The following is a 14,295-nucleotide window of genomic DNA, read 5'->3' as shown; positions in this document are numbered from 1 at the left end:
CTAGAACACCCGCCCGGGCACGCACCGGCGCTGGTACTGTCCTGGACCCATGAGCCCCCGTGAGCAGGACCGACGACCGCTCGACGCCGACGGGCCGACCCTCGTGGTCCACGGGGCGCAGGTGATGGACGCCGCGGGCGGGTTCTCCCCGGCGACGGTGACCGTGGTCGACGGGGTGGTGGCATCGGTCGACAGGAGCCCGCAGGGGCTGGTGCAGAACCTGGAGCAGGGGCCGGCGCCGAGCCCGAGCAGCGCTGCCTCGGGTGGCCAGGTGACGAGCACCCTCGACGCGAGCGGGCTGTGGTTGGTGCCGGGCGTCGTGGACTGTCACACGCACCTCGGGTGGACCACCTTCCTGCCGGTCGACGACGACGCCTCGGGATCGGTGGACCCGGCGGAGCGCGCGCGGGCCCGGCTCGAGCAGGTGGCTCCGGGGCTCGCGGCGACGCTGCGGGCGGGCGTGACCTCGGTGCGCGACGCGGGTGGTGCGGAGGCTGCGGTGCGGGAAGGTGTCGCGTCGGGCGGGCTGCGCGGGCCACGCGTCCAGACCGCCGTGGCGACCGTGACGGACGAGCTCGCCCGTGACCCCGAGGGGCTGCGGGCTCGTGTCCGTGGGCTCGTCGACGCAGGTGCCGACTGGATCAAGGTCGTGGCGACGGGCGGCGTGATGGCCCCGGACGGGTCGGAGGACGAGTCGCCCTTCGACGAGCGCGACCTGCGCGCGGTGGTCGACGAGGCTGCCGGGCTCGGGGTGCGCGTCATGGTCCACGCCTGGGGCGGGGACGCGCTGACGCACGCGATCACGGCCGGCGTCGCCTCGGTCGAGCACGGGATGTTCCTCACCGAGCGCCAGGCGGCCGCCGGGGCCGAGCAGGGGGTGGTGCTGGTCCCCACGCTCGCGATCTACAGCGAGGTCGCCGAGATGGCCCGCCGCGGCGAGCTGCCGGAGCGGGTCCGTGGCCGCGCCGAGCGCGTGGTCGAGGCGCACCCGCGTGCGGTGGGACGTGCGCTCGAGGCCGGGATGGTGCTCGCGCTCGGCAGCGACTTCGGCACGACCGAGCAGCACGGGCGCAACCTCGTCGAGGTCAACCACCTCGCGCGCGCCGGTCTCGGTGGCGCCGGTGCGCTCGTGGCAGCCACGCAGGCCGGTGCGAGGCTGCTCGGGGACGGGACAGGCGTGATCGAGCCCGGGCAGCGCTTCGACGCGGTGCTGCTGTCGCGCGACCCGTCGGACACGGCGGTGCTGCGTGATCCGGGGACTGTGGTCCAGGTGTTCCTCGCGGGTTCCGCGGTGGTGTGAGGGGCAGCCCGACCGCGCGACACCGCAGTTCCCGCGATGTGGGACGATGCTGTCCACGGCGTCCGATCCGTGGAATCGTAGGACGAGTAACCCGCGTAGCCTGCCCCTCTCGGGCGGACTCCTCGCGCGGGAGCCGCCGAGCCCCTCGGCCCTCAGGACAGGAAGAACAGACGTGAACCTCACGCGCACCCGGACCACGCCCCAGAGCACGACGACGCGGACCGCCTCCGCCGTCGCCCTGTCTGCCGCCCTGGCCGTCGCGCTCTGCTCGTGCTCCTCGTCCCCTGACACCGCCGGGCCGACCACCAGCCCCTCGACAGGCACCTCGACCACCGAGGCCGCCGGCGAGCCCCAGCCGGGCGGCACCCTCGTCTTCGCCCGGACGCAGTCGCCCACGTCGCTCGACCTGCACCGCGAGATCACCGCCAACAACGCCTTCGCGATCGACAAGGTCTTCGAGCCGCTCCTGGCCTTCGACGCCGAGGGCGAGATCGAGCCGTGGCTCGCGAGCGAGTACTCGGCGAGCGACGACGGCCTCGTGTGGACCTTCACCCTGCGCGACGGCGTGACCTTCTCCGACGGCTCGCCGCTCACCCCGGCCGACGTGGTGTTCTCCCTCGAGCGCCACCTCGAGATCGGTGGCCCCCTGCCCCTCGGCGCGCCGATCACCTCGGTCGAGGCGCAGGGCGAGGACACGGTCGTCATCACGCTCAGCGCCCCGTACACGCCCTTCGCCGCGGAGCTCGCCGGGTTCTCCAACGGGATCCTGCCCGCAGACCTCGGCGGGGTCGACGAGGCGACCTTCTTCAAGAACCCCGTCGGCACGGGCCCCTTCGTCGTGGACGAGTGGACCGAGGGCGGCGACATCTCGTTCACCGCGAACGACGGCTACTGGCAGGACGGCAAGCCGTACCTCGACGAGGTCGTCTACCGCCTCGTCCAGGACGACAACCAGCTGATCGCCCAGCTGCAGGCCGGACAGGTCGACGTCATCGACTCCGTGTCGAGCGCCAACGTCGCGACCCTCCAGTCGAACACCTCGCTCGCCGTGAGCATCACCCCCGGGTGGCAGGTCGAGGAGCTGTTCTTCAACACCCTCGACGAGCACTTCCAGGACCGCGACGTCCGCCGCGCCGTCTCCTACGCCCTCGACCGTGAGGGCATCGTCCAGGCCACGAGCTTCGGCACCGCCGAGGTCGCCGGCTCGGTGCTGCCGCCCTCCATCCCCGGCTACGACGGTGACATCACCACCCTCGACTACGACGTCGACGCGGCCAAGGCCGCGATCGCCGACTCCGCCTACCCGGACGGCTTCTCCACCAAGCTCCTCGTGGCCAGCGGCAACGACCTCCGCGCCCAGGAGGCGCAGATCATCCAGGCGCAGCTCGCCGAGATCGGGATCACCGTCGAGATCGAGTCGATCGACCTCGCGGCCTTCCGCGAGCGGTTCCGTGCCTTCGACTACTCCTTCATGCTCAACGGCGCCACGAGCGACGCGGCCGACCCCAACGGCATCGTCACCTTCCAGGCCGACCCGGAGGGCGGCACCAACGGGTACTGGACGCACTACGAGAACCCTGAGGTCACCGCGCTCATCACCGAGGGGCGCACCCTGCCCGACGGTGACGAGCGCACCGAGGTGTTCTCGCAGATCCAGCAGCTCATCGCCGACGACGCGCCGTTCATCCCGCTGTCGTACCCGTCGAACATCAAGGCCTCGGCCGCGACCGTGCAGGGCCTGACCGTCCTGCCCAACGGCAGCGTGCGCCTCCAGGACACCTGGCTCGAGCAGTAGATGACCCGGGGCTCGCTCCGGTGGCTGCGGCGCACCGCCCTCACGGTCGTGCCCGTGGTCGTCGGGGTGGTCCTGGCCACCTTCTTCCTGCTGCGGCTGGTCCCCGGCGGACCGGCCGCAGCGATCCTCGGTGACCAGGCGACCGACCAGGCCGTGGCCGACCTCGAGGCCGAGCTCGGCCTCGACCGGCCCCTCCTCGCCCAGCTGTGGAGCTTCGTGGTGAGCGTCGTCGTGCACGGGGACTCGGGGACCTCGCTCCTCTACGGCGTCCCGACACGCGACCTGATCGTCGACCGGGTGGGGGTCACCCTCGAGATCGTCGCCCTGTCCGTCGTCCTCACGGTCCTGCTCGTGGTCCCGCTCGCCCTCCTCGCGGCGCTGCACAAGGACCGGCTGGTCGACCACGTGGTCCGCGTGGTGCCGGCCGTCGGGCTCGCCATGCCGACCTTCTGGGTCGGCCTGCTGCTCATCCTCGTCTTCGCGGTGAACCTCGGGTGGCTGCCCGCGGGCGGCGGCGACCAGGGGCTGCGCAGCCTCGTGCTCCCGGCCGCCGCCGTCGCCGTGTCGCTCACCCCCGTGCTGGTCCGCACGCTGCGCGCCCAGCTGCTCGAGGTGCTCGACGCCGACTTCGTCGCCACGCTCACCGCCGCCGGCCTCCCGCGCCACCGGGTGCTGGCCCACGTGCTGCGCAACGCAGCCCTGCCGACCGTCACGCTCTTCGGTCTCAACATCGCCTACATGATCGGAGGCACCCTCGTGGTCGAGCGCGTCTTCGCGATCAACGGGCTCGGCGCCCTGATGTTCGACTCGATCGGCAGCCGCGACTTCCCGGTGGTCCAGGGCGTCGCCCTGTTCTGCGCCGTGCTCGTGGTGCTCGTCACCGTCCTCACCGACCTCGTGGTGAACCGGCTCGACCCGCGCACCCGGGTCCTCGCATGAGCGCCGACCTCGTCGCGGCCGCGGCCGAGCCCCCCGCCGACCGCCCGGGCGTCGTGCCCGTGGAGGCCTCCGGCACCGGGGAGACCGGCACCGGCGAGACAGGGGGCCACGAGCGCGTCGCCAGGCCGGCCGAGCCGACGTGGCGGCGGGCGCTGCGGACCCCGGCCTTCGTCGCCGGAGCGCTGATCACCGCCTCGATCGTCCTCGCCGCGGTCTTCGCGCCGCTGCTCGCGACCCACGACCCCGCCGCGCAAGACCTGCTCAACGGGCTGCAGGGGCCGTCGTCGGCGCACTGGCTCGGGACCGACCAGCTCGGCCGCGACCTCTACTCGCGCCTGCTCTACGGTGCGCGCACCGACCTCCGGATCGCCGGCCTCGCGGTGATCGTCCCCTTCGTCACCGGGGTGCTCCTGGGGACGGTCGCTGGGTACGTGGGCGGGCGGTTCGACTGGGTCGTGGCACGGGTGGTCGACACCGTCGTGGCCTTCCCCTTCTACGTCATCGTGGTCGCCGTGGTCTTCGCGGTCGGCGCCGGGGAGCGCGGCATCTACGTCGCGCTCGCCCTCGTCGGCTGGGTGACCTACGCCCGCGTCCTGCGCAACACGACGGCCGTGCACCGGTCGTCGCCCTGGGTGGTCGCCGCGCGCGGCGGCGGGCTCTCGCACGGGCGCGTGGTCGTCCGGCACATCCTGCCGAACACCCTCACCCAGGCGATTGTGCTGCTCATGAACGACGTCGTCTTCGTCATCGTCGCCGTCGTCACGCTCAGCTACCTCGGGCTCGGCGTCCAGCCGCCCACACCCGACTGGGGGACCATGATCACCGACGGCAAGGCCTTCATGGCCACCCAGTGGTGGCTGTCGGTCCTCCCTGGAGCGCTGGTCGTCTACACCGGGATCGGGCTGTCGCTCCTCGGCGACGGGATCGCCGACGTCTGGAGAGCAGAGTGAGTCTGTTCACCAGGGCTACGACCCGGCAGGCCCCGCACGGGCGAGGTGCGACGACCACCTCCGCCGCACCCGGGCACGCTCTCACGGTCCGCGGCCTGACCATCGCGTCCCGGACGGGGACGCTGGTCCACGGGGTCGACCTCGACGTGCCGCAGGGGGCCGCCGTCGGGCTGGTCGGCGAGTCGGGGTCGGGCAAGAGTCTCACGCTGCGGTCGCTCATCGGCCTCCTGCCACGCGGGGTCGAGGTGACCTCCGGGACCGTCGGCGTCACCGGCCAGCTCGGCATGGTGTTCCAGGACCCCTCGAGTGCCCTGGACCCCCTCGTGACCGTCGGCAGCCAGGTGGTCGAGGTCTGCCGCCACGTGCGCGGGATGACCAGGGCCGCGGCCCGGCAGCGCGCGGTCGAGCTGTTCACGGAGGTCGGGATACCCGACCCCGAGGCTCGCCTGGGCTCCTACCCGCACGAGCTCTCGGGCGGGCAGCGCCAGCGCGTGGTGCTCGCCGTGGCGCTCGCCGCCGAGCCCGACGTCCTGCTGTGCGACGAGCCGACCACGGCCCTCGACGTCACGGTCCAGGCGCAGGTGCTCGCGCTCGTCGAGCGCCTGCGGACCGACCGCGGGCTCACCGTCGTGTTCGTCAGCCACGACCTCGCCGTCGTGAGCCAGGTGTGCAGCACCGTCAACGTCATGCAGGCCGGGCGGATCGTCGAGTCCGGGCCGACGGAGCGGGTCGTGTCGGCACCGGAGCACCCCTACACCCGGACGCTGCTCGACGCCGTCCTCGAGATCCCCGAGGTGGAGGCAGGATGAGTCACGAGGGAGTCGCGGCGGACGGCACAGACGGCGAGCACGCCCCTGTGCAGCCCACGGCCCTGCTCGAGGTCCATGACCTGAGGGTCGCGTACGGGTCGACGCAGGTGGTGCACGGGGTCAGCCTCCAGGTCCCGCCCGGGGGAGTGCTCGGGATCGTCGGCGAGTCCGGGTCGGGCAAGACCACGGTCGCCCGGGCGATCGCCGGCGAGCTCGCACCGGCGTCGGGCGAGGTGCTCCTCGACGGCCAGGTGCTCCCGGGGACCTCGCGCACCGTGGCCCAGCGCCGCGCGGTCCAGGTCGTCTACCAGGACCCCTACGCCTCGCTCAACCCGCGCATGACGGTCGGGCAGGTGCTGCGCGAGCTGCTCACCGTGCACCGGGTGGTGCCCAAGAGCCAGGTCCGGGCGCGCAGCCTCGAGCTGCTCGACCTCGTCCGGCTCCCGGCGCAGGCGCTCGACGCCCGCCCCCGCCAGCTCTCCGGCGGGCAGCGGCAACGGGTGGCGATCGCCCGCGCCCTCGCCCTCGAGCCGCGCGTCCTCGTCGCCGACGAGCCCACGTCGGCCCTCGACGTCTCCGTGCAGCGCACCGTCCTCGACCTCGTCGACGACCTGCGCGAGCGGCTCGGCCTGACCGTCGTCCTCATCACCCACGACCTCGCCGTCGTCCGCAGGCTCTGCGACACGGTGGCCGTGATGCGCGACGGGCTCGTCGTCGAGCAGTCACCGGCCGACGACTTCTTCCGCGGACCCCAGCACCCCTACAGCCGGGCGCTGCTCGCCGCCGCGCCGCGGCTGCGCAAGGGTGGTGCCGCTGGTACCCCTGCTGGCGCAGTCGGCTCTCCTGCTGAAGCAGCCACCCTCCCGATCCCACCTGACGAGGACTCCCTGTGACGACCTTCGACCCGTCGACGCTGCTCGACCCGCCCCCGCTCGAGGCTGCGACCCTGGCGCGCATCGAGCAGCAGGTCGCTGCGCTGCTCGGGACCGACGACACCGTCGTGCTGTTCCAGGCCGAGGCGATCCTCGCGCTCGAGGCCGTCGCGACCGCCCTGGCGGCACCGGGACGCCGTGCGGTCAACGTCGCCACGGGACCCTACGGCGTGATCTTCGGCGACTGGATGCGGCGGGCCGGGGCGGAGGTCGTCGACGTCACGAGCGCGCTCGACTCCGTCGCGACGGTCGATCAGGTCGTCGCCGCCCTGGACGCGCACCCCGGCACCGAGATCCTGGCCCTCGCCCACGCCGAGGCCGCGACCGGTGGGTCCAACCCGGTCGCGGAGATCGTGCGGGCCGCGCGCGAGCGCGGCGTCGTGACCGTCGTCGACGCGGTCGCGTCGGTCGGGGCCGAGCCCGTCGAGCCGTCCGTCTGGGGCACCGACGTCTGCGTGATCGGGCCGCAGAAGGCCCTCGCCGGTCCCGCAGGCGTCAGCGCTGCGACGGTGTCGGACCGCGCCTGGGCGCTGGCCGGGTCGAACCCGTCAGCGCTCCGGACGTCGTCGCTGTCGCTGCTCGACTGGCGCGACGGCTGGCTGCGGAGCGACCGGACGGTCGTCCCCGGCACGCCGTCGGTGCTCGAGACGCGTGCGCTCGGAGCGGCGCTCGACCGCGTGGAGGCCGAGGGGCTCGAGGCCGTGATCGCACGGCACGAGGCTGCTGCTGCACGCGCCCGGGCCGGCCTTGGCGCGCTCGGGCTGCGGACCTGGCAGCGGGGGCCGCTCGGGTACGCCTCCGTGGTGACGACGGTCGCCGTCCCCGACGGGGTCGACGGTCATGCCTTCAGCCGGGCGGCGGTCGCCGCCGGGGGAGGGCTCGTCATGGCAGGCCCAGGGGCCCTCGCGGGGCGCCTGGTCCGCATCAACCACACCGGGCGCCAGGCGACCCCGGAGGCGGTCGACCGTGGGCTCGAGGCGCTGCACGGGGCTGTGCGGGCTGTCGGTGCAGGCGGTGCGGTGGGCGCGAGGCCGACCGCCTGACGCCTCGGGTCGGACTGCTCAGACGGCGTCGGCGAGGAGCGTGGTGCCTGCGCCGACGGGCTCGGCTGCCGGTGACGGCGCGAGGTGGGCCGGTGCGTGCTCGACCGGGGCCGGCAGCGAGACCACCGTGTCGACCGACACGAAGGAGTGCCCGAGCTGCGGCTCGAGCACGGGGCTCGTGCCCTCCAGGGCGAGGGTCACGGCCGCCCACGGCAGGTTGAGGCCGGTGAGCGACGCGGCGTACAGACCGCCCGACGGGCGCGTGTTCACCTCGAGGAGCGCGAGCTCACCGCGCCACCAGCGCAGCTGGGTGTTGGTGAGGTACGCGAGCTGGTACGAGTCGACCATGCGGTGCGCGATCTCGACGGCGCGCGGCTCGTCGTCGAGGAAGGTGCGCTTGCGACCCGCCTTGGCCCGGGGGAGCGCGGCGAGCGTCTCGCCGAAGGTGGTCGAGAGGCAGTCGACGCTGATCTCGGGCGAGGCCATGTACGGCAGGACCATGAAGGTCGGCAGGTCGCGGCCCGTGTCGGCAGCCCGTTCGAGGGCGAAGGCCACCTCGTCCGTGCGGACCCGGTGCGACGGTGCGGCGAGCAGGTCGTCGAGCGTCGTCGCGGAGTCGTCGAGCACCCGGAAGCCCTCGGCGCCAACGCCCTGCAGCGGCTTGAAGCAGACCACCTCGTCCGCCTCGAGCTCGGAGCGCAGCGAGGCGACGGCGTCGACGAAGGCGTCGGCGCCCTGGGCGGTCCGCCACGGCGGCACCGGGACCCCGAGGGCAGAGGCTGACGCGTAGGTGGCGTCCTTGTCGTCGAGCAGCGCGATCGAGGGCGCAGGCGAGGCGAGCACGTGCACCCCGAGCGCGGCGAACTCGACGGCCCGGGTCGCGATCGCGAGCATCTCCTTGCCGGGGAGCAGCACGTCGATCGCGTGCGCCTGGCAGAAGGCGAGCGCCCAGTCGACGTACGCGTCGCCCGTCAGGGCCGGCTCGATCTCGGTCACGTCGGCGGCCTGGAGGACCGGGGACGTCTCGTCGGTGTGCGTCGCGAACAGCCGGACGGGCGTGCCGTCGGGGTTGGAGCGGAGCATCTGCAGGAACCAGTAGTTGGTCGCGTAGGTGCGGTTGAGCCAGATGTTCACAGTCACGCGGGGGTCCCTGCCAGGAAGAGTGAGGAGAGGTGGAGGACCTGGTGCGTCGTCGGACCTCGCCTCAGGAACCAGTTTACGCTCGTCGCGAACGTCTCCGGACCACCGCGGGACGTTCCGTGCGTCACCCCTGATCGAGGTCTGACACCACGTCCGTACGGTTCGGCACCGCGTCCGCGGGGGTCGTGTCCTCAGGGCTCAGACGCCGCCGGCGAGCTGCTGCTCGAAGGGCACGAGCCCGGCGAGCAGGTCGGGGACCGACGACGACGGCTCACGGGCCGCGACGAGGGTCGCGAGCTCTCCTGCTGCGCGGGTGATCCTGGAGGCCAGCTCACCGGTCTGGGCGTCACCCGAGCCCCAGTCCTCGGACGCCGCGAACACCGAGGTGGGCGCGACGACGGCCCGCAGGTAGGCGAAGAGCGGCCGGAGCGCGTGCTCGAGCGCGAGGGAGTGCCGGGCGGACCCGGCGGTCGCGCCGATGAGGACGGGGGTCCCGACGAGGGCCTTGGAGTCGACGATGTCGACGAAGCTCTTGAACAGGCCCGAGTACGACGCCGAGAAGATCGGTGTCACGGCGACGACGCCGTCCGCGTGCTCCACGGCGTCGACGACCTCCTTGAGGCGCGGCGACGGGAACCCGGTGAGCAGGTTGTCGGTGATGTCGTGCGCGAGGTCGCGCAGGTCCACGGTGCGGACCTCGGCGGTGATGCCACGATCGGCGAGGGCGCTCACGGTGCCGGCGACGAGCCGGTCGGCGAGCAGCCGGGTCGACGACGGCTGGCTGAGGCCGGCCGACAGGGCGACGAGCGAACGGGTGGTGGTGCTGGAGGTCATGGTGTCTCCTCGGGAGGACGGTGGAGCAGGTGGTGTCGTGGGTGGTGCCGTGCGCGCCGTCGTGAGCGGGCTGCTGCTCAGTCGGGGATGTCAGCCTGTGCGAGGCGGAGCGTGGTGCAGAGCTCGAGCAGGGTGGTGAGCTGCTGCGCGTCGAGGGCGGGTTCCAGGTACTTGCGGATGCTCCGCACGTGCCGGCGCCCGATCTCCTTCTGCAGTGCTGCGCCCGCCTCGGTGAGGCGGATGAGCGTGCCCCGACGGTCCTCCTGGGCCGCGCAGCGGGTGAGGTAGCCCTTGGCCTCGAGACGCTCGACCATCCGGCTGAGCGAGGGCTGGGTGACGAGGACCTCGCGGTTGAGCTCGTTGAGCCGCAGCCCCGCCGGGTCGGAGGTGCTCAGCGTGAAGAGGACGTCGTACTCGCGGACGCTCACCGGGTGCCAGATGTCGTCCGCGGTGAAGCGCCGCATGAGGGCCACCTGGGCCCGGAACAGCGCCTCCCACGAGGCCGCGGCGAGGCGGTCGGAGGTCTCCGCGGGGACGGCCAGAGCCTGCGGGCTCGTCACCGTCCCCGCGTCGCCTGCCGTGGTGACGGTGCTCGCCGGCGTCTCGGTGCTCGCCGTCGTCACGGTGGTCACCGTGCGCCGACAGGCGAGGCGCCGGTGACGTCGTCGGCCGGGGCGTAGACGGTGGCGTCGTGGGCCCCGCCGGCCCTGGCGACCAGTGCCGCGTGGGTGGGCGCGTCGGGGACGTGCGCGGGGCGGCCGACCGCGAGCTCCTTGCGCAGCACGGGGACGACCTCCTCGCCGAGGATGTCGAGCTGCTCGAGGACGGTCTTGAGCGGGAGACCGGCGTGGTCCATGAGGAACAGCTGGCGCTGGTAGTCGCCCACGTGGTCGCGCATGGCGGCGTAGCGGTCGATGACCTCCTGCGGGCTGCCGACGGTGAGCGGCGTCTGGGCCGTGAAGTCCTCCATCGACGGGCCGTGTCCGTAGACCGGGGCGTTGTCGAAGTACGGGCGGAACTCGCGGCGCGCGTCCTGGGAGTTCTTGCGCATGAACACCTGGCCGCCGAGCCCGACGATCGCCTGGTCGGCCGTGCCGTGGCCGTAGTGCTCGAAGCGCTGGCGGTACAGCGCGACCATCTGCTGCGTGTGCTCGATGGGCCAGAAGATGTTGTTGTGGAAGTACCCGTCGCCGTAGTAGGCGGCCTGCTCGGCGATCTCCGGGGTGCGGATCGAGCCGTGCCACACGAAGGGCGGGACCCCGTCGAGGGGGCGCGGCGTGGCCGTGAAGCCCTGCAGCGGGGTGCGGAACTTCCCTTCCCAGTCGACGACGTCCTCGCGCCACAGGCGGTGCAGCAGCGCGTAGTTCTCGATCGCGAGGTTGATGCCCTGCCGGATGTCCTTGCCGAACCACGGGTAGACGGGCCCGGTGTTGCCGCGGCCCATCATGAGGTCCGTGCGGCCGTCGGCCAGGTGCTGGAGCGTCGCGTAGTCCTCGGCGATCTTCACCGGGTCGTTCGTGGTGATGAGCGTCGTGGAGGTCGAGAGCAGGATGCGCTCGGTCTGCGCGGCGATGAAGGCCAGGGTGGTGGTGGGGGAGGACGGCACGAAGGGCGGGTTGTGGTGCTCGCCGGTCGCGAAGACGTCCAGCCCGACCTCCTCGGCCTTGCGGGCGATGGCGATCGTCGCCTTGATCCGCTCGTTCTCCGTGGGGGTGCGGCCTGTGGTCGGGTCAGGGGTGACGTCGCCGACGGTGAAGATCCCGAACTGCATCATGGTGCCCAGCTCCTCGAGGTGTATGCGTTTGCATGTACTTTACGCCTCAACTACCGCCGGGGTGTGGATATTCCTCGAGGGATTCCGTGTCCTGGGTCACCACGACGCCTAAAAAAAGTGTGCCAAGCACGTGAAGTACGAGGAGCCGTCGACTGGCCTGGTCGCTCAGCCCACGCTGGGTGCAGGGCGGCCCGGACGCAGGCGCTGGAGCAGAAGGTACAGCTCGCAACCGAGGCAGAGGTCGAAGGCCGCGTTGAGGAAGGCAGCCACGAGGGCGACGGCTGCGGCCACCGGGACGGCGGCCGCGACACCGAGCAGCCCCAGCACGAGGCCGACGAGCGTCACCGCGAGACCGACACCCTGGGCGAAGCGGGGAGGGCGAGGGTCCTCGAGCTCGGCGGGCGGCGCCAGGCGCGGGCGGACCCACCGCCGGAAGATCGCGCCCTGGACGGTGCCCTGCGTCCCGCGTGCGACGCCGACCGCGAAGAGCACCACCGCGAGTCCGAGCAGCACGAAGGCGGCCGTCGAGGTCCCCAGCAGGACGACGACCGCCAGCAGCACCGCCGTCAGCGCCGCGCCGAACCGGGGTCCTCGAGGATCGATGCCCGCGGGGGAGGTGGCGGAGGACCCGGGGGTGGCGGTTCCGGTCATGATCGTCTCGTCTCGTCGGTGGGCTGGTCGGTGGTGGGTGCGTGGGGTCGAGCCGAGCGGTCGCTGGCGGTGGACAGCGCCGTGAGTGCCGCTCGCGCCTGCGCCGGGCTCATCGCACCGGAGCTGCGGCCCGACTCGTGGCCGGCGGGGTCGAGCAGCAGGACGGTCGGGGTGCGCAGCACCCGGAGGTGTCGTGCCAGCTCCATGTGCTCCGCAGCGTCGAGCTCGACGTGCGTCACCCCGGGCTCGACCGCTGCGATGTCGGACAGGACCGCGGCGGTCCGTCGGCACGGGGTGCAGACCTCCGAGGAGAGCTGCACGAAGGTGGCCCTGTCCCCGAGCGCGACACCCCGCGTGGACAGCACCGCCAGCAGGGGCTGGTCGGGAGGCGGGGGAGCGGAGGCCCGGGGCGCACGGACGGTCCCAGAGCGTCGGGTGCGGACCCACCAGGCGATGGAGACGAGGCCGAGCAGCACCAGGAGCAGCACGGCGCGTCCTGGGACGCTGCTGACGAACGGGTCCATGGAGTCCTGCGTTCACGACGAGGGGACAGGCGTGGGTGCAGTCAAGCACGGGTCCCCACGAACGGTCTGCACTTTCTCGATACGTCTCATCCCGCGGTCTTCGACGTGCACTTCCTGATAGAAATAGTGTGCCAAGCGTCTTTCAGCCACCATGGAGACTTGATCCTGTGAGCTCACCTGACACACCAGCACAGACCAGATACCCGCGACCTCCCGTCACCCTCGGCGAAGCCGAGGCGGTCTGGCGCGACCTCGCGTCCGCGGCGACCGTCGAGGGTGCCAAGCCGGAGAGCGTCCGTCTCGCGGTGATCGTCGGCCTCACCCGGTGCACCGACGCCCGGTACTCGGACCTGCTGCGCTGCACGGTCGACTCCCTCGACCTCGAGCGGGGGAGCCTGGTGGTCCACCACGGCAAGCACCGCAGCGAGCACGAGCACCTGCTCGACGACAGCGCGCTGGTCGTCGTGCGCCGCTGGCTCGTGGTCCGCGAGCAGCTGTGCGTCGACCTCGAGGGCTCCGTGCCGAGGGCACTGCTGCTGACCGTGCACCACACGCACGACAACGGCGTCACCGTCGCGGCCGGGCTGCCCATCACGCGGCAGGGCCTCGTCCTCTCCTGGCGCAGGTACGTCCAGCGGACCAACGCTCGCTACGCCGGGGTCAGGCCCCCGCTGCCGACGCGCTTCGAGCAGCTCCGTCGTGCGTGGAGCACCGCCCCCGACGACGCACCTACGATCGTCTGATGCCGTCCTACCGCGTGGTCCTCACCGTCGGAGCGCTCGCCCCCGGGGTCCGGCCACCCGACGTGCTCCCGGCCGCAGCCGACGCCGCCCGCGAGCTCGTGACGGTCGAGGCCTACGACGTCGGCGTCGTCTCGGGGGAGGCTCGGATCACCGTCCGCTTCACCGCCGACGACGACGCCACCGCCTGGCGCGTGCACGACCACGTGCGGTCGAGCACCGGCGTGCTCGCCGACCTCCCGACAGCACGGCTCACCCAGCGCTACGGCCCGCGCTGGCACCCCGTCCGCGGGCGCTGACGAGCACCCGTAGCGCCGGGCCGCGGCGCGACCTACGCTGGACTCCTCCTCATCGACGAGGGCGGGACCATGGTGTGGATCGTGCTTCTGGCGACGTGCGCCGTCGTCGTGCCCACGGCATGGTGGCTCGTGCGCCGCACCCGCCGCGCCCGGCGCCAGCGGGCCGCGCTGGCCAGGACCACGCTGCGCCTCCCGACGCGCCGCCTCCCAACGCACCGCCTGACGACACACCGCCTGCCGACCCTGCGCAGGCCGCCGGTCGAGACGGACCCCTTCGAGATGCTCACCCTGCAGTTCCGGCTGTCGACCCTCGCCACGCAGATCCAGCGCATCGAGCAGGACCAGAGCACCCTCGCCCGTGCGCACCATCTCCGCGCCACCCAGTACGCCTACGACACCGTCCTGCGCCAGGCCTGCACCCTCGTCGGGCTCACCGAGCTCTCCGGCTCGCACCGCCCGGGCGCGACGGTCTCCGACACCTGGGTGGTCGACGAGGACGAGCGCATGCGCCAGGAGCTCGAGCTCTGCGCGCGCGGCTGGTCGTGGTGACCTAGGTCGGGCTGTC

At 72.7% G+C, this 14,295-nt stretch carries 16 protein-coding genes; 10 read left to right on the top strand and 6 right to left on the bottom strand.

All coding sequences use genetic code 11. From position 1 onward, the window contains the following. Positions 1-49 precede the first annotated feature (49 nt). From SKED_RS09225 to SKED_RS09195, 7 genes are all read left to right on the top strand, one after another. A complete protein-coding gene (locus SKED_RS09225; protein ID WP_012866874.1) occupies positions 50-1,300 on the top strand; it encodes an amidohydrolase family protein in 1,251 nt (416 codons plus the stop codon). Positions 1,301-1,472: 172 nt separating this feature from the next. Then, complete coding sequence (locus tag SKED_RS09220; RefSeq protein ID WP_012866873.1) at positions 1,473-3,095, top strand: ABC transporter substrate-binding protein; 1,623 nt, start codon at positions 1,473-1,475, stop codon at positions 3,093-3,095. Continuing rightward, positions 3,096-4,034 carry an ABC transporter permease gene (locus SKED_RS09215; protein ID WP_012866872.1) on the top strand — a complete coding sequence of 313 codons (939 nt, stop codon included), beginning with the start codon at positions 3,096-3,098 and terminating at the stop codon, positions 4,032-4,034. Next, positions 4,031-4,984, top strand: a complete 954-nt coding sequence (locus SKED_RS20720; RefSeq protein WP_012866871.1) for an ABC transporter permease — start codon at positions 4,031-4,033, stop codon at positions 4,982-4,984. Before SKED_RS09215 ends, SKED_RS20720 begins: the two co-directional genes overlap by 4 nt. After that, a complete protein-coding gene (locus SKED_RS20715) occupies positions 4,981-5,793 on the top strand; it encodes an ABC transporter ATP-binding protein (protein WP_012866870.1) in 813 nt (270 codons plus the stop codon). The genes SKED_RS20720 and SKED_RS20715 overlap by 4 nt, the downstream gene beginning before the upstream one ends. Continuing rightward, the gene (locus tag SKED_RS20710; RefSeq protein ID WP_012866869.1) at positions 5,790-6,686 is read left to right on the top strand and encodes an ABC transporter ATP-binding protein; all 897 of its coding nucleotides are present in this window, start codon (positions 5,790-5,792) and stop codon (positions 6,684-6,686) included. Before SKED_RS20715 ends, SKED_RS20710 begins: the two co-directional genes overlap by 4 nt. Beyond that, positions 6,683-7,768: a pyridoxal-phosphate-dependent aminotransferase family protein gene (locus tag SKED_RS09195; protein ID WP_012866868.1), complete on the top strand. Its 1,086-nt coding sequence runs from the start codon at positions 6,683-6,685 to the stop codon at positions 7,766-7,768. Before SKED_RS20710 ends, SKED_RS09195 begins: the two co-directional genes overlap by 4 nt. 18 nt (positions 7,769-7,786) lie before the next feature. On the opposite strand, the gene SKED_RS09190 is transcribed toward SKED_RS09195, so the two are convergent. The 6 genes from SKED_RS09190 to SKED_RS09165 all read right to left on the bottom strand — a co-directional run bounded on the left by SKED_RS09190 (position 7,787) and on the right by SKED_RS09165 (position 12,691). After that, positions 7,787-8,908 carry an ATP-grasp domain-containing protein gene (locus tag SKED_RS09190; protein ID WP_042437922.1) on the bottom strand — a complete coding sequence of 374 codons (1,122 nt, stop codon included), beginning with the start codon at positions 8,906-8,908 and terminating at the stop codon, positions 7,787-7,789. A 198-nt stretch (positions 8,909-9,106) separates the two neighbouring features. Next, a complete protein-coding gene (locus tag SKED_RS09185; protein ID WP_012866866.1) occupies positions 9,107-9,742 on the bottom strand; it encodes an FMN reductase in 636 nt (211 codons plus the stop codon). A 77-nt stretch (positions 9,743-9,819) separates the two neighbouring features. Continuing rightward, the gene (locus SKED_RS09180; RefSeq protein WP_012866865.1) at positions 9,820-10,302 is read right to left on the bottom strand and encodes a MarR family winged helix-turn-helix transcriptional regulator; all 483 of its coding nucleotides are present in this window, start codon (positions 10,300-10,302) and stop codon (positions 9,820-9,822) included. Between the two features lie 68 nt (positions 10,303-10,370). Next, positions 10,371-11,513, bottom strand: a complete 1,143-nt coding sequence (locus tag SKED_RS09175; RefSeq protein WP_042438943.1) for an LLM class flavin-dependent oxidoreductase — start codon at positions 11,511-11,513, stop codon at positions 10,371-10,373. Between the two features lie 168 nt (positions 11,514-11,681). Continuing rightward, positions 11,682-12,167 (bottom strand): DUF4395 domain-containing protein, encoded by a 486-nt coding sequence (locus SKED_RS09170; protein WP_012866863.1) that lies wholly within the window; start codon positions 12,165-12,167, stop codon positions 11,682-11,684. Then, positions 12,164-12,691, bottom strand: coding sequence for a thioredoxin family protein (locus tag SKED_RS09165; protein WP_012866862.1), 528 nt, complete (start codon positions 12,689-12,691; stop codon positions 12,164-12,166). Before SKED_RS09165 ends, SKED_RS09170 begins: the two co-directional genes overlap by 4 nt. A 167-nt stretch (positions 12,692-12,858) precedes the next feature. Between SKED_RS09165 and SKED_RS09160 the strand changes: the two genes are divergently transcribed. The 3 genes from SKED_RS09160 (at position 12,859) to SKED_RS20705 (ending at position 14,279) form a co-directional block, all read left to right on the top strand. Then, positions 12,859-13,434, top strand: coding sequence for a tyrosine-type recombinase/integrase (locus tag SKED_RS09160; protein ID WP_042437920.1), 576 nt, complete (start codon positions 12,859-12,861; stop codon positions 13,432-13,434). Then, positions 13,434-13,730 (top strand): hypothetical protein, encoded by a 297-nt coding sequence (locus tag SKED_RS09155; RefSeq protein ID WP_012866861.1) that lies wholly within the window; start codon positions 13,434-13,436, stop codon positions 13,728-13,730. Before SKED_RS09160 ends, SKED_RS09155 begins: the two co-directional genes overlap by 1 nt. A gap of 81 nt (positions 13,731-13,811) precedes the next feature. Next, positions 13,812-14,279, top strand: coding sequence for a hypothetical protein (locus tag SKED_RS20705; protein ID WP_245534623.1), 468 nt, complete (start codon positions 13,812-13,814; stop codon positions 14,277-14,279). The last annotated feature ends 16 nt before the right edge of the window (positions 14,280-14,295 follow it).

Origin of the sequence: Sanguibacter keddieii DSM 10542, from assembly GCF_000024925.1 — a bacterium.
Lineage (GTDB): Bacteria > Actinomycetota > Actinomycetes > Actinomycetales > Cellulomonadaceae > Sanguibacter > Sanguibacter keddieii.
Note: the sequence above shows the minus strand (reverse complement) of the source record. Positions and strands in the feature narration are given on the sequence as shown.